This window comes from Acinetobacter sp. G18, from assembly GCF_052660225.1.
The window spans coordinates 3,182,792-3,202,450 of record NZ_CP109658.1; the positions used below are offsets into that span (position 1 = coordinate 3,182,792).

Here is a 19,659-nt window from a genome sequence, read left to right on the forward strand (position 1 = left end):
TGCTGTAATCCTTTGAACTAAAAAATAAGTAAGAAAGGATTAAGCTTTTGGAGGACGTAAAATTTCTTGCCAGTATCCAGCTAAATGTTGAGCCTGATAAATACTACTAAATTGAGATGAAATAGGAATAAATGATGACTCAATATCTGGTACAGCTTGCTGTAAAGCCAGATTCACCATCTGACAATGGACTGGGTTACAGTCTTGGCAGTGTTCACCATGTTGATGAGAAACTTGAGCCATAGATTGATGACACATCGCCTGGTCATCAGCTTGAACATGCATAGAATGATGCGTCATTTGTTTAGTATGACAAGGCATCGTATGAACATCATGCTGCATAGGCATCTGAGCAACAGACACGCCACTCCACCCAATGACCAAAGTCATTAGGAACACAAACCAAGCATACTTGCGTAAGTGTTGCAGCGTCATCATCAATTGCCTTGAGCAATCCATTTATCTATGGGATATAAGCATAACCAAGTTTTAAAACAGATACAATTTTACATCTTAATTGATTGTTTTTATGGTCATTAAGCAAACGGAGCTTGATGCTGAAGAACTAAATCAATCACTTCTAATACACCTTCTCGTTCATTACTTACCGTTGTATAAGGTGCTACTGCTTTTAAAGCTTCAATAGCATTTTCAACTGCAAACCCATAACCAACTGCTTTAATCATCTGAATATCATTATTGTTATCGCCAATCGCGACCACCTGATGAGGCTCAATCTGCCATTTTTGCAATAATAGTTTCAAACCATGTGCTTTATGTTGGTCCGGAAGGATCAAATCAATAAAACCAAAACCACTTGAAACAGGTACTAAGACTTTATCTGCAACAAAACTTTGTTTCTGAAAATGCTCAAAAATTGCAAAACTTTCGTTTTCCTGAGCAGTAAAAGTAATTTTACACACCAGATCATCTAACGCATAAAAGTCATCGATAACTGTCAGCTTCTCAAAATATCGAGCGACTTTAGCGTAGTCCTCTGCATTCATACTCCTATGTACATAAGCGCTCCGTTTTCCACAGATCACCATAGTCGAGGTATACACAGAGTCAATCGCTTTTAGAATCTTACCAAACTGTTCTTTGCTTAAATGGGCAAAAGCAATTTCTTGCCCTGCATCGACAACATGTGCCCCATTTTCTGCAATGAAAGCAATTTCATGATTAATTTCTGGAAAATAAGTAACAAGCTTTGCAAGTTGGTTACCGCTGGCCACCACAAAATGAATATTATTTTGTTTTAGTTGTTCATACTGTTTTAAAAAACGTGCTTTGTTGTACTGCTTCTTAGAATTAAGAAAAGTCCCATCCATATCTACCGCTAAAATTTTTACCGACATTAATTATCAAGATCTCTTACTAAAATCTTATTAAAGCAAATTTAGCTTTACTTTTCATGACACTTTTACAGTTTTCTACTCATCTATCCATAAAAGGTTTTACACAGCTCCATCTCGTTTTATGCACAGGTTATTTTTTAGTAAAGCTCAATAAAAAATCAGGTAATAAAATATTCAATATGCGTAAAAAAAGAACGCCAAAACGTTCTTTTTTCATAGCTTTTGCCTAGAGAATAAACGGTTGATCTAATTTTGTTTATTTTACCAACACCTTATCCATACGGTTATCAACACAGTTATCCATACAGTTATAAACAAAGTTATCCACATGAACGAGGGGTAGCAGCGATTAAGTATCGCTGCCCGAGTGCAAGACGAACAGCTATGCTGTGAGTGGCGAAAAACACATCTCACCTTATCCAAGCACAAAAAAGCTGTTAAACCTCTTTCGTCCCTACTTTAGCAAGCTCTGCACGCATTTGATCAATCACGACTTTATAATCTGGTTGACCAAAAATTGCTGAACCAGCAACAAACATATCTGCACCCGCTTCTGCAATTTCACGAATATTTGCTGGGCCAACACCACCATCAACTTCTAAACGGATATCACGGCCACTTGCATCGATAATTTTGCGCGCTGCACGTAATTTTTCTAAAGTCATTGGAATGAACTTTTGTCCACCAAAGCCAGGGTTTACACTCATTATTAAAATTTGATCTACTTTATCAAGCACATAATCTAAATGGTGTAACGGCGTTGCTGGGTTAAAGACTAAACCTGCTTTAGCGCCACCTGACTTAATCAGTTGTAATGAACGATCAATGTGGTGAGATGCTTCTGGGTGAAACGTAATGATATCCGCACCAGCTTCTAGGAAATCACCAATAATACGGTCAACTGGAGACACCATTAAATGCACATCAATTGGAGCTTTGACACCATAGTTTTTTAGAGCCTTACACACACCAGCACCAAAAGTTAAGTTTGGAACGTAGTGATTATCCATCACGTCAAAATGCACTACATCTGCACCTGCAGCTAACACTTTGTCTACATCTTCGCCTAAACGAGCAAAATCGGCAGATAAAATAGAAGGAGCAATCAAATAAGGCTTGGACATAGGTGGATGACCTGGCTAGAAATTTAAGGAGAGGCTGAAAATTATAACAAAAAAGAACCTCCTTGACCCGCTCTTCCTTGCCTAAATCACAACATTTCAAGCTTGCAACGTAACGTTGCTATTATAGAATGCCAAGTGCCATACGAATTTGTTAAGGTACATTAAACCAATGTGAGGATTGATAATGAAAAGTACGACTCATCTATTAACAAATGATGGAAAACGCATTGCAAAACGTCTCGTTAACCATTGGAAACATAAGTTTGAAGTACAAGAAACCGAGCAAGACTTTAAAATCTTAATGCCTACAGCAACCATTACACTTGCACCTCAAACAGAGCAGTTAAATGTTGCTATTGATAGTCAGTTAGATGACCATGACCACTTAGAAAAAGTTGTCCTTGATCATCTAAACCGCATGGCTCAACAAGAATTTGAGGTGGAATGGCAACACTAATTAGCCAGCGACCTTTTCTAATTGGATCGCATGGAACTGTAAGTGCTCATCCATAAAGGTCTGGATAAAGTAATAACCATGATCATAGCCAGCATGTTGTCTTAAAGTTAAAGGCTGTCCTACTTTTAAACATGCTTGCTTAAATTTTTCGGGGTGAAGTTGTTCATAAAATTGATCATCTAATCCCTGATCAACCAAAATTTCACTAAAAACTGCACCATTTTTTGAGACTAGAGCTGTGGCATCATGGTCCAACCAGCTATCGCGGTCTGTACCTAAATAATGGCTAAATGCTTTTTCGCCCCATGCACATTCACTTGGTGCGCAAATCGGTGCAAATGCAGATACCGACTTAAATTTCTCTGGATATTTAAAAGCCAAAGTTAATGCGCCGTGGCCGCCCATAGAATGCCCAAAGATACCAACTTGTTGAGCATTTACTGGAAAACTTTTTAAAATGAGCGGATATAACTCATCAATTAAATAACTTTCCATCTGATAATGTTCAGACCAAGGTGCTTGCGTTACATTGATATAAAAGCCCGCACCTTGTCCTATATCCCAATTGTCACCTACTGCGACTTGTTCGCCACGAGGTGAAGTATCAGGCGTAATCAATATCAGACCAAGATGGGCTGCCATATGCTGCGCATGTGCTTTAATGGCAAAGGTTTCCTCAGTACACGTTAACCCAGCGAGATAAAACAAAGTTGAACAGGCTTTCCCTTCCAAAGCTGCTGGTGGTAAATAAACACCAAACTTAGTAGAGCCTTTTAATAATTGAGAATCAAACTGGTAAATGCGCTGCTCACCCTCAAAGCAACGGTTTTTTTGCAGGAGTTGCATCGTTTTTAGCCTCTGTTTGTGTTTGAGCAATATTTACACTACCTGTACTTTGCTGTGGGAAAAGATATTTTTCCAACTGAGGTAGCATAAGTTCCATATTCTTACCAATCACCCATTGCGGTTCTGAAGGGTCTACACCTTGAGCCACTTCCCATTTGGTCACAGTTTGCTTGGCAGCATTAAACGAATCTTTCATAGAAGACTGCTCTCTCATCGCCAAGTCAAAAAAAGCTCGTCCAAAATAGGTGTAGTCAGCTTCGTTATTACAACCAAAAGAAGTTTTGTCTGCCGCAGATGCCGTAATAATTAAAGTATCTGGTGACTGCAAAGCGGGAATGAAACTTCCTGAATAACAAGCAGAAATGACAATCACGCGCCAACGAATACCAGCTTTATCGAGTGTTTCACGTAACCATTTCGGATCGACCTGCCCCAAATCTAGAGGCGCATTTTCAATTTCAAAATGGTTTTGCTCACCATGCGATGTCATATATAAAAATAGTACATCACTATCGCGGTTCATTTGTTGGCCCATACGGCGTAGAGCCAACTCTATACTGGTTTTAGATGCAATCGGGATTTCGGTTCGGGTATCTGGGTTATTGACCAGCATCATTGAACGCCCAACTGTACCAAAACGCGTATCGAATTGTTCTTTAATACGAACCACTTCCGATTTAAAAACGTCTTGGTAACTATCGCCCGCAACACCCAAGAAATACCAATGACTTCTGGCTATCTCACCATATTGGACTTGCTCTAAAGCATCATGAAGTAACTTACTTTGTGCATAAAAAGCATCTTCGGCAAAAGTAGGTGGGGAGTCTTCTACTTTCCAAATAGGCTGATCTTTTACTGAAAGTTGCCAGACCACCATGGTCGCAATAGTCGCAACCATGACCAACGCCCGCTCCCACCAAGGCCATTTCAACTCACGTGAGAAAACCCAAATGACAGCTAAACTTTGCCACACAAAAAGTGCCACAAATAGGCTTGGTAGAATACCGTTATAAATGGCATCGGGAATAAAGTTTAGATAACCGTTAGAACCCAAATATTGAATTAAACATTGAATTAATAAAATATTGGTATCTAAAACCAGCCAGAGCAAAGCTGGAACTAACATCAAACGCGGCTGATTAATACGCTGTGATAGAAAAATACCAACAATAAGCGCGATAAAAGGCCAAAGTGCATACCCAATTAAACCTTGCGAGTTGAAATCACCCGTTTGACCAGCAACAAGCCAGCTATAAAGCGAATTGGTACATCCACCTAATATTCCCCAAACAATAAGCTGAAGAATAGAGGGATGTACGATCTGTAAGGAACGTCTTGACCCCAAAAATAACCACATTCCGGCAAGCTGGTTACTTTTAAAATCATGCCAAAAGTTAATGGAAGGTTTGAGATCAATCATAAAAAGGTTTCAAAAATTTCGTTTTTGTCAGGCACCATAAGTGTATGCCTGCTAAGAATTTTAGCAATCATGCTTTTGAACTATATCACATATATTTGTGCATTATTCAAGCAATAAAACTTAACCTTACATAAGCTTACTGAAAGTAAGCATCAAAACGACAAGCATCTCCCTGCCACTGATGGGCTGGCTCTTGATTTGCTAAAAAAATCGCATGTCGTGGGCGTTTCACAATCACACGCTTGGCAACTTTCTTGGCTAACTCAAGCAAATTATCACCTAAATCCATTTCCCCATCTTCAGGTAAAAGTAAATGCAAAAGCTGCATCTGCTTTTTGACTTGGGCTTGTTTTTTAATCGCTTGCTGGTTCTGGTCACGCTGTGGAAACATCGGGTCTAAATAAACCACATCAACCGTTTTTTCTTCTTGATCTAATTGCTGTAAATAGCTTGCAGAGTCAGCAAACACCAGTTCAATACGTTCCATAAATTGATTTAAAAATGGATCACGCTGTGCCTGAGCTTTTGAATCTTCAAGTAAAGTAAATAAAATCGGATGACGTTCAACAAGCTGTATTTGAGCACCTAAATACGCCATGAGTAAGCTGTCGTGACCTAAACCTGCTGTAGCATCAACGAGTACTGGTTTTTCACCAAGCTGACAAGCTCGAGCAATCATTTCTGATTTAAGACTGGCACGTTTTAAACGCGGAATTTCCGCCTTCCAGTCAGGCTGCATTTTCATACCATTTGCAGACAACCAAAGCCCATTTTCATCTACACAAAGTGCCAGTTCAGGATTTAAGCGTAAGAAACGAGCATTGAGTTTTTCAATCGGCTGCAAATCGGCTGCTACACCTCTAGAACAAAGCACAGCTTGGTAGTGCTGTGCTTGCTCTTGAAAATCTACTTCAAAATATATATGCATGAGTAGTGCCTTTACTTTGCTTTACCCTGATCTGCTATTTTTTTCCAGGCATCATCACGCAAGTAAACCGGTAAAGCATGTTCTGCATCAACCCACTGTTTTTGAGCAGCATAAACACGTGCAATCGAAGCAATGTCTTGTGCAGTAGCAGTGATAGTTTGATGCTCTGCATCGGCTTGAAGAAGCTTAGCACCTGAACCGATTAAGCAATGCTTTGCATAAGCAGCGGCTTGCTCGTAGTTCATTAATTTCTCTTCATCAATGCAATCCATTATGCCTTGTTCATTTAGAACAAAACTTGCAATGTAAACTTCATTCATACGGGCATCGAGTACTGCAGTTACCTGCTCTAAGCCTTCAAGTCGGTAAGCCGCTTGCGCGAGAGCTTGCAAGGTAGAAACTGGAACCACAGGTAAATCTTGTGACCACGCTAAAGCCTGAGCAACAGCAGCATTAATTCGAACACCACTAAAAGAACCCGGCCCACGGCTAAAAGCAATCGCATCTAAACCAGCAGCGTCTAGTCCAGTTTGCTGTAAGCCCTGCTCAATCATTGGTAGAATGGTCTGGGTTTGTGCTTTCGCTCGCGTATCGAGTTGGAAAAAGAGTTCTTGGGTTTCATCGATTAATGAAATGGAACATTGCTCGTTTGCAGTTTCCAACGCCAGCAGTTTCATGCACAACCTTAGTATTCAATTAGTTTAAAAACGGAAGTAATGATACCCCACTCGGCCCTGATAGGCGAGTTGTTCCTGTCTAAATAAAAACGCCAAGCGAGTGCTTGGCATTGAAAATATCTTACTGAAAATTTAAAAGTGAAATTCTTTTAAATCTGTATAGCTTTTAAAGTGTTCAGCATAATGTAGGGCACTCAAGCGTATTTTTGCAGCGCCTTCTTCATCTAGAGTTTTGACAATTTTACCAGGCGAACCCATCACCACTGAATTATCTGGAATCACCTTCCCTTCAGGAATTAAGGCATTCGCACCAATAATACAATTCTTACCAATTACAGCTCGATTTAAAATGACAGCGTTCATACCAATCAAGCTATTATCACCAATCGTACAACCATGCAGCATGACTTTATGTCCGACCGTGACATATTCACCAATATTTAGTTCAAGGCCTGCATCGGTATGTAATACCGAGTTTTCTTGAATATTAGAAAAATTACCAATCCGAACAACACAGTTATCAGCACGTACTACCGCACCAAACCAAATACTGACCTGACGGCCTAATTCTACTTGTCCAATGAGCGTTGCTGTTGGAGCAATCCAGCCATCCCATGGTTCATGTAATGCTTTTGGATGCTGTCCTTGATAGCTATACATCATAATTTATCAATCCTGATCTTTATTTTTTATGAGAAAATTTTGGCATTCCAAACGTTGGCGAGTTGAGTAAAAATGGCCAGTCCTTTTGATAACCCAAACCATATTTAAATAGAGCCACTAACATACGCGCAGTTAAACCCCAGATAATTTCATTATCAATCTGTAAGCTTGGAAAATACAAAGACTGATGGGCATATCGAACTTCATAGGGTGTCGGACGCGTCTCTATAAGTTGCTGTAATGGCACAAAGAAAATTCGATCAATTTCAGTAGGCTGAGGTATTAAGTGAACCTCTGGTGGAATAAGCCCAACAATTGGCTTTACAGACAAACCACTTCTTGCGCGCTGCATTGGCAAATCACCTAACAACTGTACATCAAAAGGGTTTAAAGCTGTCTCTTCTTGAGCTTCTCTTAGCGCTACAACAATATTACTGGTATCACTGGGGTCACGCTTTCCACCTGGAAAAGAAACCTCTCCTGCATGGTTGTTCATATGTATTGAACGGCGTGTGAGTAGTACCTTGGGATCATTTTCATTTGTAATCGCAATCAGTACTGCTGCTTGTGCTTCTTGTATGCGGGTGGAAAAGCGCAATCTTTGCTGTAACTTTTGTGTTAGCAAGTGCTCTTCCATACCTTTCACCTATTATTCTGTCTCTCTTTTCATCATATCTGAAAATAAAACTTAGGGAATAGAGTTGATGCGTAAGTCTAAAAATTCAGTTATGCTGAGTCATCTCTATACTCGATGATAATTATGAGTTTCTGTGTAGCGTGTGGGCATAAAACCGAACAAAAAATTCCTTTAGGTGATCATAAAGTACGCCGTGTTTGTACTCATTGTGGCAATATTCACTATGAAAACCCCAAAGTAATCTGCGGTGCCTTAGCGTTATGGGAAGACAAAGTACTGCTCTGTCGTCGAGCTATCGAACCTCGTTATGGTTTATGGACATTGCCTGCTGGCTATATGGAACTGTTCGAAACTATGGAACAAGGTGCGGCACGTGAAACACGTGAAGAAGCAGAAGCTGAGATTGAAATAGAACAACTCTATTGTATGTACAATATTCCTCGTATTGGGCAAATTTATGTACTTTTTAAAGCGCAGTTAAAAGATGGAGTTTTTGGTGCAGGTGAAGAAAGTATAGAAAGTCGCCTGTTTGAAGAGCATGAAATTCCATGGGGAGAGCTAGCTTTCCCGAGTGTCGAACACACACTCAAACATTATTTTGAAGATCGTAAAAAACAAGTTTTTCCAACCCATTTAGAAACGTTAGGAACTCGTTTAGACCATACAGGTTAATAAATTAGATAATAAAAAAAGACCGCATTTGCGGTCTTTTTTATTATTCTATTTAATTAAGATTTAACTTTGATTGCTTTACATGCTGGAATAGACTGATCAGCAAGTTTAATTGTTACTGTACCAGAAATACGTTGTGCTAAGGCTTTGTCCTCAGCAGTTGGTGGAGGTACATTTTCAAGCTTATTATAGGTAGCTTGGGCAGCAGCATATTGATTATACCAAGCGGTATTATTATCAAAATCAATACTAGTACTATCTACTTTATTTGCTAACAGGTTAAATAGATTTAATTTTGCCGGACCTGGAGAAACTCCTACAAAAGTTAACCCAACCATAGCACCATCAATATTAGCAAATTTAGCATTAGATAAAATCATACGAACATAAACAGACTTGTCCGCATTAAGAGGATTATCAAATGTTGCTGCCGTAGTACCAATTCGATATTGTTGTATGCCATTACTGTCAACTAAACTTCCATTTGTCACTGTAGCACATTGACCTGACATATCTGTCGTCGTTGAATTAGGTTTGATATCAGTACGAATATCTCCATGCTCATCAATGACAATACCTAAATTTACAGGTTGTATAGTAGTATTTGAAAAATTAAATGTTAAAGTAGCATAAAGAGGGAAAATATAATTTTGTCCTGCTTTCACATTACCCGATGTTTTAAAAACATTTCTCTCTAGATAACTAATAGGATTACTTTTAATAATACTCAAGACACCATTGTAGTTATCTCCATCAACATTTTGGCGCCATAAGCCATAATGCTGCGGATTACCTGTACTAAGCTTTGTTAGATACTTATAGAATGCTTCTGTACCCGCTACTCCATAATCATTAAAGAATTTTCCTTGATAAATCTGTAAATCTTCATTTGGATTATTAGAAAAGCTCAAACGGAGTGGTGTAGTTGACTGAATTTCTCGACTAATAGGATTTAGCCAATTATTTTGTGCATTTACGTTGAGTTTAGCTGGCTTAACTTTTGAAGTTAATAAATAAGGATTTTGTACTACTTGATTCCCCCCAGTTCCAGTAATAATAATCGCATTACCCTTCCATTGCAAACCGTATCCTAGGGTATAACCTTGACGATCCGATAATAAATAAAGATCATCTGTTGAATGATGCAGGTTAGGTGTATTGTTAAAACATTCTTCTTGCGTACTTCTATTACACCCATTAAATACTTGATAATTCTGAAGGATTGTTGAGTTAATAAATAAATTGAATGATTGAAGAACACCAGCATTACTTAGATTAATCGTTTGAAGTAAAAGTCTATATGCTTCATCATCAGAAATCTGGTCTACATCTAACCATGGTTTCAAAATGCTTGCATAAGCTCCATTTTGAAACTCTGTAGCTGTTATGCTCTGAGAAATCTTAGTAAGTTGATCTTTTTTTGTATCTGTAAGTTGAGTTGGCTGTATATCACCAATGAGATTATCACCATTTTCCACACCAATGCTTTGAAAAATTTTTACTAGAGCAATTGCTGTTTTAATGGTTTCATCATTTTTATCTAAGCTTGCTGGTGTTTTTCCTGTAATTCCACTTGCTAAATCTAGTATTCTTAAATATATAGGATTGCTTTGCTTGGTATTAGAATCAATAGAAGTAAACTTTCCAACTGTATCAAGATTAACATTTCCTAAGAAGACCTTTTTATTATCTTTACTTTGAATATAAAAACGTGCTGTATCACCTACTTTACATGATCCAATTACAGCATTTCCTGAAATTTTAGTTGCATAGTGAAAGTTCGTTGCCGAACTACAATCAAAATTAATACCTGCTATTGGATAATCTAAAGCAAACTGCAAACAAGTTGAATCTTCGGCTCCATTATTACTTGCGGTTGGTGTACAACTACCCGAAGTTAAGTTTCCGTTATTGCTACCAGATGTTGGATCTTCATTAATTGTTGAGCTTCCACCACCACAACCATTTAGCATGATTGCTAATGTGGTTAATGCAAAAGGCCATAATAATTTTTTATTCATTAGATACTCTACCCATTCTTACTTAATTTTTAGCGTAATACCGAAATTTGAATCTGTCCCTGATTAGATAACTCATGTTCCTCTACATCTACAGATGAAGATAAAGGAGTTAACATCATATAACGTGCATGAGGTGGTACTTTTAAAGTACCCTGAATTGATGCATGTTGTAATATTGTAGAAGGATAAGACTTACTCTTAAAACCACTTGCCCCCTCTAAAATGCAACCTTTTTCATCTAAAAATATAGCTAAAGGCCAATAATAGAGAGGTGTCGAATTACTCGCTGCAAAAGACATCAGCTGTAAATGTTGTACAGATGGATCTAATTTTACCAACTCATATTCAAACTTTTCTTTTAATGGCTTTCGAGGCCATAAATTTACGTCTTTTTTATCACCAAGTACTTTGATTGACTTTTTGTAGTCTTGAACAAAACACTTATCTTGTTCAAAAGTCGTTTCTAGGTCTTTTTGAGATAGTCGTATATAAGTTGGCGCTAAAATAATTGCTGCTTGATCATCTTGAGATTGCTTATTGAAGAGTTGTTCTAAGGTAGATTTACTCACACCCTTTTTCCGTTCAATAAATTCTGTTCGACCTAAACCATCGGGCATCACATAAAAGCGTTTTTTTCCTTCAAGATTAAATTCTTGATCTTCTAAATACTCATTATTTACATACTCTATGCCATCAACAGTCGTAAACTTAGATGGATCATTTGATGAGTTTTGAGTAGAAATAGCTTGTGAAGTACTTGCTACAGATGGGGGACTTTTAACTGGAGTACTTTGTTCTTTAATAGTACTACTTTGCTTTTTAACTTCATTCTTCTGAGCTTTACTAACCGTTACAGGACGCTCTGGTGCAGTCGGTGCAGTATTTAATTTTTTACTAACGTGTGGTTCAAACTTTTGAGGCACTTTTGAATTTTGAATATTTTCTTTAGGTACTTCTTGAACAGGTTTAGCATCTACTTGCGGCTGTACAACTTGTTTCGGTACTTCTACTCTAATATTTGATTGCTTCTGTCCGACTTTTTTACTGGGTACAATCATTGGACGGCCATCAGGACCAATGATTGTATAGAAACTGTCTGCATAGGATACAGAAATACTGGCTACCGCAATACATAAAATCGAGATAGCAAATTTAGGTCGAAACATCGATTTATATTGTTTTACCATTTTGTTCTATAGCTCAAACCAAGTACTGTAACTTTAGTATTTGTTTTTACATCTAAACCTGAATAAGGATTTAATAAAATATTATCGACACCACACTTGTTCGATAATGTACTCGAACAGGCAGGAATATTGTCACGACTACGTAAAAATCCTACTGAAAGATCTAAGTCAGTATCTGCATCAAAACGATACCCTACCCCAAGACCAAATAATTGTGCATTATTGATTGGAACCATGGTATTACGTTTATCATCAGGTATCGAACTGGCACGAGGCTCATAACCTGCTCTTAATTTCAAACGATCAGTTGCTGAATATTCAAGACCAATTCCCCAGCTCCACGGTGAGGTAAATTTCAATGGTAATGACAATGAGTTATCAGTAACATCATTAGACAAAAGTTTAGCTACTTTTAATAAAGTAATTTGGCGATCAAATTCAAATTTAAACTTATTCCAAGCAGAATAATCGGTCCATCCTACATCAAAGTTAACTTGTAAATCGGGTAATATTTTATACTTAATACCCGCTTGGAAATGTGCTGGATATTCAAGATCCATAGCAACTAAACCAGATTCAACATCAGGTACATTTCCAGGTAACCCCAGAATAGCAGCTAAAATTTGTCCTGTAGCAGAGGAGTTAAGACCTTTAATAAGCTCTTGAGGTGCCTTGGCATTATCAATCATGTATTTGCCCTTTAAACGCATCTTGGCAGCACTTTGATAGACCATACCAAAGCCAAAGTCATCAGTTGGTTCCCAGAGTAAACCTAGGTTATAACTTGGGCTTAATGATTGTTCTAATGAAACTTGCAATGAACCCATTTTACCAAATGGATTCATGCCTTCTTTTGCATTACAAATTCCCAATAACAATAGATCGGTGATCATATCGTTATTGTCTTTGAAGGGTGCACATACCACATCATCAACCATACGCAATACACCAATCATCTCATTTGGAAAACGTAGATCAGTATTTAAAGCGATTGCGTTGTAGGACATCCCTATAGAAGCACCAATTGATAAATGATCATTTACCTGATAACCAAACGATGGGGATAAATAAGTGATTCGCTCTACAGCAACTTGCTTGCCCATATAGTTACCAGGATTACCATTCTCTGCACCAAACCCAGCTACCAATGGCGCATATACGGCTGTTGCATAAGTAACTTTTGAACCAGGTGGTTTATAAGCAATTCCGGCTGTAGGGGCAACTAAAGGATACCCTGGCCCGAGATCAACCATTTTTTTAAGAATCGGCACATATAGGCTTGCGTATTCCACATCACCATGCACGGTCCCTTTGAAATCTGTACAAATATTAGCGGAAACTTCCGGACCATCATTACAAACAAGAGGGTCATCTGAATAACCGAAAATGTTATAGCCAGGAGGAGCTGAAAATTCACGCTGGATATCAAAGTTAGCCAAAATCCCCTGTACATCGGTTTGTAGCCCATCAATTTTTGCTAAGGCTGCAGGGTTAAAATGAACCGCACTAATACCAGGAGGATCTGCAGTTACAGCATTCCCCATCGCCAGTGAACGAATATCAACAGCTAAGTTTTGTCCTAATTGAGCGTTGGCAAAGCTAGAAACACCGGAGATAACAATTGCCGCCGTTAGAGGACATAATTTAGGATATTTCACCTGCATATCTCCTTATTTTTGTTTTTTATTAAAACCTAAAATATCTAACGGGAAAGACAGACCAAGTGAAATATCTGGCGCATCTTCAGTTAAACCAATACCAACAGTACCGTTAACAATCGTATCTGGTGAAACACGAACACCTAGAGCAAAAGATAACATTCCGCTACTTTGATCTGGTGATTTATAAGAGTCTCCATTGTCAAACTGGAATTCAGCATTCATGTTAAAACTTTGCTGATATGACATTGTTAAAGACACGTCATAGTTAAATGAATAGGCAAAACCAAACGAGAACCCACCACTAATGCCTGGATCAAAAGAAGTTAAGTTACGTGAACCACGTGCTTGGTTAAGACCGCTTTCTTTAAAGCCATAGTTAGCCGATGCTGAAGCAAACAGAACAACTGGATCGATATATTTACGGGTACTTGCACCTACACCAACTGAGTAATAGCCTTTACCTGTTGAAAGTTCATCTATACCAATTTCATAAGGACTATCACCCGTTTTGGTAGATACACTACCAAAAAGAACAAGTGGTAAACGCCCCTGCTTTAACGGAAAAGGTTCCCAACGTGCACCAAGAGATATATCCCCTAAACCAGCTGTTGTTTTATCTTTAATAATTTCAGACTTTGCAACAAAAGGGAGAGTTGCTGACAAAGTTAAATTATCCAATACCCCATATTGAAAAGTAAAACTGTTCGTCAATGTATGGTTAGCATCTTCTTCAACACGTAAACGGTTAAGTTGAGAAGAATTATCAGATAAAGCTAAGTCAATACGCGTATCGCGGTAGTAAGTGTAATCGAGATCATAATAAGATGAAATTACGCCTTTCTTAATTAAAGAATATTGACGTTCATTTGAAGTAAATACTTCTTGTAAGTTTGTCTCTTGGCTAGCATCACCTTCTTTTTTCTGTAAAGCACTTGCTGCTTGATGTGCATCAGTATTAGCTGCAGGAGCTACAGTATTAGCATCCGCTATACTCGACGTTTGTACACTAGCATCTGTTGTTGCAGAACTAGAACTTGCCGCATCAGTAGCCCCAGAGCTTTGTGCTCCCTCTACTTGCGGTTGTTGTACTTGATCTTCGGCATAGATTGTCCCTGTAATGGCGCTTATACTTAAGGCCAACACACTCATCTTCATCCATCGATTATTCATGTTTTTCCCACCCAATTTATTTATTTTACTAACTTTAAATTTGACTATTTACGCTTGTAATAAAGACGCATATAGGTTTCTATCGGCTGTCCATATGTTGGCGAATGGTTATCATTATCCAATACACGCCTCATGGTCGAAGCTTTATTAGCTAAACGATCAAAGTTAAATGTTGGATATTGAACATCAACAAAAGCATATTTATTGACCGTTGAATCTTCGACATGACGCATATCCGCATCTTTTAATGCCAATAAGTCTTTACGTTGTGATTCAGGAACAGAAATAACAAATAAAGTATTATTATCCCAAATTTCTTTAAAACGGTTTTCATCAAAGCTGATATTCCCTAAAGCAGGATCAGCTACATACACTCGTCCATCTTTATAAGCTTTATATACGACAAAATGTTTAAAACCGGCATATGAAATAGGCACAATTGCGGGTTGGGCAAGTTTAACTAAATCGGAAAACTCACCACGATACCCCCCACTGTCTAAACCAATCGCTGTGACAAAGCGCTTCATATCAAGTAATGAGAAACTTCGGCGCTCAATAATACGTTGATATTCACCATACTGTAGCAAACCACTCATTGTTTGCTGTTCAGTTAAACTTGTCCCTACATAACCATTTAATAGAGTTGTAAGTGCAGCAGACCCACAACTATAATCATAGGCTTGCCGAACAATGCCACGAAACTGATCTTCCACAGCTGGTTTAATCTGAACTGGTTCGATATGATTTCGATGAAACGATAAATTACGTGAATCGGCAGTCTCTGTATAATAAACAGTTCCCGGCGGCTTTTTTTCTATTTCGAAGGCTTCTGTCGCAAAGTAATACATCAATGCTGAGCCTAAAACTATCTCTAACATAAGCACTTGGTCTAAATGGTGGCCTAACCGGCCTTATTCATTTTATTCTTAGAGCAATAGCTCTACATCCCTGTGTGTTGAAGATACCTTTTTTTTCTGTAAAAAACAGCTTTTTTTTAATCTTTTTGATGAATGCATAGTTTTACATTTATAAACTGATAATTAATTCTCATTTGTTTTTTACATTCTTTTTTATTATATAAATTAATATGATTTAAATATAAAAAATGAAGTTAAGTTTTATTATGGCAAATAAAAAAGCGCGTATAAACGCGCTTTTTATCACTCTTTAAATTAGTGACCAGAAATAGTAATTGTAGACGTTCCTACATTTAAACCTTGGATTTCTAAATCACCAATTGAAGCATTACCCGCTGCACCCAAGTGTACGCCTTGTGCATAAACGTTCATACCTTGTGTACTATTATTTTGGATACGTAAACCTGTAGGCACAACAGAAATGTTCGCATTCACATCCAAGTCACCAGTTGTATTACCTGAGCCACGAACCATTACTTTGTCTAGGACAATTTTACCACCACCAGCAGCATCATTAATACCGAAGTTAGATAGTGTTAAACCACCTTGTAAGCTAGAGTTCACTTTGATCATCGCGCCTTGCGGAGTTGAACCTAACTGAACATTCGCAGAAATTTGACCCAAAGATAAATCTAAGCCAGAAATAATCTCAGTCGGAGCTGTTTCAGTAATACCACGTACAGCAGTAGTCGTATTTAATGTACCAGAAGTACCCACGCCAATTGAACCTACATGTACATCAACAGCACCTACTGTTGCTGCAACATTTAAGAAAGCACCATTTGAACCTGAAGCACCATTTGTATCAATTTTTAAATCTAAAAGATTACCTGTACCTTTTTGAGTTACCGTTACACCACTAATTGCGATTGCACCCGCTGTACCAGAAGCACCAGTGATACCAGTTGATGATGCTAGACCATCATTATCATGTAAATACAGTTTATCAATAGAAATACCACCAGAACCTAAAGCAATACCGATATTAATACCATCTTGACCTGTAGCTGCACTCAGCGCTGCATCGTCCATTGACTGCATTGCCATTGCATTTGCACTGATAGCTAAAGAAGAAACTAAAGCAAGTTTAGTGAACATTTTCATTGAGCACTCTCCCAAGAGCATTTATTTTTTGACTTAACCACTCTTACTGTCTCAAGTTGCATTTTTCTTTTATAGCAACCGAAACTTCCAATCCTTGAGTAGTTTTGCTTAGCAATTACTAAATTACAGCTACGTTAATTTTTGTTCAACTACTGTAATGCATTTTTTGCCAATTACCCGATAAACGGTACAAGGGTCACACTTTCTTAAATATGCAGACCAATTATGCTTAAGTTGTAACGAAAAAATAGATGATTTTATCGACGAAAAGTTAAACTCTTACCACCTAGATGACTGATGAACTATAAGTTGTAGTAAACTAGGCGACCTCTTCCAAACTTGTCATGTTTAAAATGTCTCAGTTAAAGAAAAAAATCTCTTTAGAAAGTACTCTATCAGCTGCCGATATTTTAAAAAAATTAGAAGATTTAACTGGGCTCGTATATCTTTATGATGATAACAATCCTATTATTGGCTTTCTGCCAAAAAAATATCTAATTACTCAAGGTCATCAAAATTTTATATTCGAGCAAGATACCCTTAATAAGTATATAAACTCACCTAATGCAGAAAGTATTTTAGACTTCACTCAATTCCATACAGAAGAATCAAAAAATAAAAATATCAGTTTTAATGGTGGATATATTGGATTCATTAGTTATGATTTTTCTGCACATCAATTTATTAAAAATCAATCACACCAACAACCCTCTTTATTTATAGGTTCTTACCACTCTTTTCTAAAAAAAATAAATAATGAATGGTATTTTTTTAGTGATGAAAAAAACAGTTCAGAAATTTTTAATTACATTACAGAATTACTATATAGCTCTTCTAATCATTTAAGAAAAAATATTTTTAAATTAGATAAAAATATTTATCCCCGTTGGTCTAAAAATGAATATTTGACCGCTTTTCATAAAATACAAGATTATATTAAAGCAGGAGACTGCTATCAAATCAACCTTACGCAAGAGTTTAATACAACTTTCACAGGAGCTTTATTAAATAAAGCAGAAGAATTATGGAATTTAACCAATGCACCTTATTCAGGTTATTTAAAATTAAATAACTTTGAGTTACTAAGCTGCTCTCCTGAATTATTTATTGAATTTAGTACAGACAAACAAATTAAAACCAGACCAATCAAAGGCACGATGCCTCGATATGAAAATAAAGAACAAGATTTAATTTCAAAGCAAACATTAAAAAACTCGCAAAAGGATCAGGCAGAAAATGTCATGATTGTTGATTTATTACGTAATGATTTGAGTCTTTATGCCAATACAGGTTCGGTAAAAACAACAAAGTTATTCGAAATTGAAAGCTTTAATCAAGTTCATCATATGATAAGTGAAGTCACAGCTATACTTAAAAATGATATTAATCCTATGCAAATGTTGCTTAGTGCTTTACCAGGCGGCTCAATTACTGGCGCTCCTAAAATTCGAGCAATGCAAATCATTGAAGAACTAGAAGGTTCACCACGAGGGGCATATTGCGGTACTTTGGGATATTTTAATTTTGATGGTACTGGTCGTTGGAATATTCTGATTCGTAGTTTTCAACAATATCAAAACCAGCTTTCTATTTGGGCAGGTGGTGGTATTACGATTGCCTCAAAAGCCGAGGCCGAATATCAAGAAAGCTTAGATAAAATCTCTGCTATGCTGAACTTAATGAACAGCACAGCAGAATAATTTTTAAAGAATATCTTGCTTCAAAGTTTGAACTAAACGTGCATTTTGCTCATCAGTTCCAACTGTGATACGTAAAAACTGATTAATGCGAGGCTTATTAAAGTGGCGAACAATAATACCCTGCGCACGTAATTTTTGCGCTAGTTGCCCAGCCTCATGTTGTGGGTGTGAAGCAAAAATAAAATTCGCTTTTGATGGTAAAACATTAAAGCCAAGTTCAGTTAAATCACTAACCAGCTTTTCTCGACTCGTAATAACTTTTTGACACTGTTCTTCAAAGTAAGCCTGATCTTCAAAAGAAGCCACAGCCGCAGCAATAGCAAAGCGATCAATTGGATATGAATTAAAACTATTTTTTACCGCCTCAAGTGCTGTAATCAAGTGTGACTGAGCAATCGCAAATCCGACACGTAAACCAGCCAAAGAACGAGACTTTGAAGTTGTTTGGCACACCACAAGATTTTCATAACGGTTTACCAAACTTACAGCTGACTCAGCACCGAAATCGACATAAGCTTCGTCAATCACAACCACACGGTCTGGATTAAATTGTAGCACTTGTTCAATCTCTACCAAGCTAAGTGCAATACTAGTCGGTGCATTAGGATTGGTAATAATCACACCACCATTAGGTTGTGCATAATCTTTGACATCAATCTCAAAGTTATCATTGAGTGGAATTTCTTTTGTTTTTGTTCCAAAAAACTGGCTATAAACTGGATAAAAGCTATAAGTAATATCCGGATATAAAATAGGTTCATCTTGAAGGAAAAATGCTTTAAAAATATGAGCAAGCACTTCATCGGAACCATTACCTACAAAAACTTGAGATACATCCATATTCTGTTGCGTAGCAATAGCTTGTTTTAAGGCAGTTGCATCTGGATCTGGATATAAGCGTAGTGCATCAGCTTGATCATGTAGTACAGCTTGAACCGCTTCTACTACTTTTGGTGATGGCGGATACGGATTTTCATTAGTATTTAACTTTAATAAATTTTGGATTTTCGGTTGCTCACCTGGCACATAAGGCTCTAATTCACGAACCTCAGGACTCCAAAAACGCATTTGTGCTGTAGATACAGTCATAGTCTTATCTCAAAAAAGGGCTGAAAAT

Annotated in this window: 19 protein-coding genes; 3 read left to right on the forward strand and 16 right to left on the reverse strand. The window is 37.5% G+C overall.

The window, feature by feature from the left end; translation table 11 throughout:
• Positions 1-39: 39 nt before the first annotated feature.
• The 3 genes from NE363_RS15040 to rpe form a co-directional block, all read right to left on the reverse strand.
• Positions 40-435 carry a hypothetical protein gene (locus tag NE363_RS15040; RefSeq protein WP_445536393.1) on the reverse strand — a complete coding sequence of 132 codons (396 nt, stop codon included), beginning with the start codon at positions 433-435 and terminating at the stop codon, positions 40-42.
• 101 nt (positions 436-536) lie between these two features.
• On the reverse strand, positions 537-1,358 hold the full coding sequence (locus NE363_RS15045; RefSeq protein ID WP_216133768.1) for a Cof-type HAD-IIB family hydrolase: 822 nt from the start codon (positions 1,356-1,358) through the stop codon (positions 537-539).
• 437 nt (positions 1,359-1,795) lie between these two features.
• Positions 1,796-2,482, reverse strand: coding sequence for a ribulose-phosphate 3-epimerase (gene rpe / locus NE363_RS15050; RefSeq protein ID WP_019456697.1), 687 nt, complete (start codon positions 2,480-2,482; stop codon positions 1,796-1,798).
• 184 nt (positions 2,483-2,666) lie between these two features.
• On the opposite strand from rpe, the gene NE363_RS15055 reads away from it, so the two are divergent.
• Positions 2,667-2,939 (forward strand): DUF2218 domain-containing protein, encoded by a 273-nt coding sequence (locus NE363_RS15055; RefSeq protein ID WP_004703774.1) that lies wholly within the window; start codon positions 2,667-2,669, stop codon positions 2,937-2,939.
• Here NE363_RS15055 and fghA read toward each other — a convergent pair whose 3' ends face one another.
• From fghA to NE363_RS15085, 6 genes are all read right to left on the reverse strand, one after another.
• A complete protein-coding gene (gene fghA, locus NE363_RS15060) occupies positions 2,940-3,785 on the reverse strand; it encodes an S-formylglutathione hydrolase (RefSeq protein ID WP_445535374.1) in 846 nt (281 codons plus the stop codon).
• The gene (locus NE363_RS15065) at positions 3,754-5,205 is read right to left on the reverse strand and encodes a C13 family peptidase (protein WP_445535375.1); all 1,452 of its coding nucleotides are present in this window, start codon (positions 5,203-5,205) and stop codon (positions 3,754-3,756) included. The genes fghA and NE363_RS15065 overlap by 32 nt, the downstream gene beginning before the upstream one ends.
• A gap of 136 nt (positions 5,206-5,341) precedes the next feature.
• Positions 5,342-6,133, reverse strand: coding sequence for a class I SAM-dependent methyltransferase (locus tag NE363_RS15070; RefSeq protein ID WP_445535376.1), 792 nt, complete (start codon positions 6,131-6,133; stop codon positions 5,342-5,344).
• 11 nt (positions 6,134-6,144) lie between these two features.
• Positions 6,145-6,810 (reverse strand): tRNA (adenosine(37)-N6)-threonylcarbamoyltransferase complex dimerization subunit type 1 TsaB, encoded by a 666-nt coding sequence (gene tsaB, locus NE363_RS15075; RefSeq protein WP_445535377.1) that lies wholly within the window; start codon positions 6,808-6,810, stop codon positions 6,145-6,147.
• Positions 6,811-6,942: 132 nt separating this feature from the next.
• The gene (locus tag NE363_RS15080) at positions 6,943-7,470 is read right to left on the reverse strand and encodes a gamma carbonic anhydrase family protein (RefSeq protein WP_086249623.1); all 528 of its coding nucleotides are present in this window, start codon (positions 7,468-7,470) and stop codon (positions 6,943-6,945) included.
• Between the two features lie 22 nt (positions 7,471-7,492).
• Positions 7,493-8,119 (reverse strand): CoA pyrophosphatase, encoded by a 627-nt coding sequence (locus NE363_RS15085; protein ID WP_191103008.1) that lies wholly within the window; start codon positions 8,117-8,119, stop codon positions 7,493-7,495.
• A gap of 114 nt (positions 8,120-8,233) precedes the next feature.
• Here NE363_RS15085 and NE363_RS15090 point away from each other — a divergent pair, with 114 nt between their 5' ends.
• Positions 8,234-8,782 carry an NUDIX hydrolase gene (locus NE363_RS15090; RefSeq protein ID WP_019456691.1) on the forward strand — a complete coding sequence of 183 codons (549 nt, stop codon included), beginning with the start codon at positions 8,234-8,236 and terminating at the stop codon, positions 8,780-8,782.
• A 56-nt stretch (positions 8,783-8,838) separates the two neighbouring features.
• Here NE363_RS15090 and filF read toward each other — a convergent pair whose 3' ends face one another.
• The 6 genes from filF to filA form a co-directional block, all read right to left on the reverse strand.
• Positions 8,839-10,803, reverse strand: coding sequence for a putative pilus system protein FilF (filF, locus tag NE363_RS15095; RefSeq protein WP_445535378.1), 1,965 nt, complete (start codon positions 10,801-10,803; stop codon positions 8,839-8,841).
• 29 nt (positions 10,804-10,832) lie between these two features.
• Entirely contained in the window at positions 10,833-11,990 is a 1,158-nt protein-coding gene (gene filE / locus NE363_RS15100) for a putative pilus assembly protein FilE (RefSeq protein ID WP_445535379.1), read from the reverse strand.
• Positions 11,984-13,648, reverse strand: coding sequence for a putative pilus system OmpP1/FadL family transporter FilD (gene filD, locus NE363_RS15105; protein WP_445535380.1), 1,665 nt, complete (start codon positions 13,646-13,648; stop codon positions 11,984-11,986). Before filD ends, filE begins: the two co-directional genes overlap by 7 nt.
• A 12-nt stretch (positions 13,649-13,660) precedes the next feature.
• Positions 13,661-14,821 (reverse strand): putative pilus system protein FilC, encoded by a 1,161-nt coding sequence (filC, locus tag NE363_RS15110; RefSeq protein ID WP_445535381.1) that lies wholly within the window; start codon positions 14,819-14,821, stop codon positions 13,661-13,663.
• Positions 14,822-14,865: 44 nt separating this feature from the next.
• Positions 14,866-15,699, reverse strand: a complete 834-nt coding sequence (filB, locus tag NE363_RS15115; RefSeq protein WP_445535382.1) for a putative pilus system C39 family peptidase FilB — start codon at positions 15,697-15,699, stop codon at positions 14,866-14,868.
• 294 nt (positions 15,700-15,993) lie between these two features.
• Positions 15,994-16,842, reverse strand: a complete 849-nt coding sequence (gene filA, locus NE363_RS15120; RefSeq protein WP_213074356.1) for a putative pilus system protein FilA — start codon at positions 16,840-16,842, stop codon at positions 15,994-15,996.
• 353 nt (positions 16,843-17,195) lie between these two features.
• On the opposite strand from filA, the gene NE363_RS15125 reads away from it, so the two are divergent.
• A complete protein-coding gene (locus NE363_RS15125) occupies positions 17,196-18,542 on the forward strand; it encodes an anthranilate synthase component I family protein (RefSeq protein WP_346791398.1) in 1,347 nt (448 codons plus the stop codon).
• A gap of 3 nt (positions 18,543-18,545) precedes the next feature.
• On the opposite strand, the gene hisC is transcribed toward NE363_RS15125, so the two are convergent.
• The gene (gene hisC, locus NE363_RS15130; protein ID WP_445535383.1) at positions 18,546-19,631 is read right to left on the reverse strand and encodes a histidinol-phosphate transaminase; all 1,086 of its coding nucleotides are present in this window, start codon (positions 19,629-19,631) and stop codon (positions 18,546-18,548) included.
• Positions 19,632-19,659: the final 28 nt, after the last annotated feature.

Coding starts and splice junctions, on each gene's coding strand:
- hisC (WP_445535383.1), bottom strand. CDS start 19,631: ATGACTGTATCTACAGCACAAATGCGTTTTTGGAGTCCTGAGGTTCGT.
- NE363_RS15070 (WP_445535376.1), bottom strand. CDS start 6,133: ATGCATATATATTTTGAAGTAGATTTTCAAGAGCAAGCACAGCACTAC.
- NE363_RS15125 (WP_346791398.1), top strand. CDS start 17,196: ATGTCTCAGTTAAAGAAAAAAATCTCTTTAGAAAGTACTCTATCAGCT.
- filE (WP_445535379.1), bottom strand. CDS start 11,990: ATGGTAAAACAATATAAATCGATGTTTCGACCTAAATTTGCTATCTCG.
- NE363_RS15040 (WP_445536393.1), bottom strand. CDS start 435: ATGACGCTGCAACACTTACGCAAGTATGCTTGGTTTGTGTTCCTAATG.
- filF (WP_445535378.1), bottom strand. CDS start 10,803: ATGAATAAAAAATTATTATGGCCTTTTGCATTAACCACATTAGCAATC.
- fghA (WP_445535374.1), bottom strand. CDS start 3,785: ATGCAACTCCTGCAAAAAAACCGTTGCTTTGAGGGTGAGCAGCGCATT.
- NE363_RS15080 (WP_086249623.1), bottom strand. CDS start 7,470: ATGTATAGCTATCAAGGACAGCATCCAAAAGCATTACATGAACCATGG.
- NE363_RS15055 (WP_004703774.1), top strand. CDS start 2,667: ATGAAAAGTACGACTCATCTATTAACAAATGATGGAAAACGCATTGCA.
- NE363_RS15090 (WP_019456691.1), top strand. CDS start 8,234: ATGAGTTTCTGTGTAGCGTGTGGGCATAAAACCGAACAAAAAATTCCT.
- NE363_RS15045 (WP_216133768.1), bottom strand. CDS start 1,358: ATGTCGGTAAAAATTTTAGCGGTAGATATGGATGGGACTTTTCTTAAT.
- filC (WP_445535381.1), bottom strand. CDS start 14,821: ATGAATAATCGATGGATGAAGATGAGTGTGTTGGCCTTAAGTATAAGC.
- NE363_RS15065 (WP_445535375.1), bottom strand. CDS start 5,205: ATGATTGATCTCAAACCTTCCATTAACTTTTGGCATGATTTTAAAAGT.
- filA (WP_213074356.1), bottom strand. CDS start 16,842: ATGAAAATGTTCACTAAACTTGCTTTAGTTTCTTCTTTAGCTATCAGT.
- rpe (WP_019456697.1), bottom strand. CDS start 2,482: ATGTCCAAGCCTTATTTGATTGCTCCTTCTATTTTATCTGCCGATTTT.
- tsaB (WP_445535377.1), bottom strand. CDS start 6,810: ATGAAACTGCTGGCGTTGGAAACTGCAAACGAGCAATGTTCCATTTCA.
- filB (WP_445535382.1), bottom strand. CDS start 15,699: ATGTTAGAGATAGTTTTAGGCTCAGCATTGATGTATTACTTTGCGACA.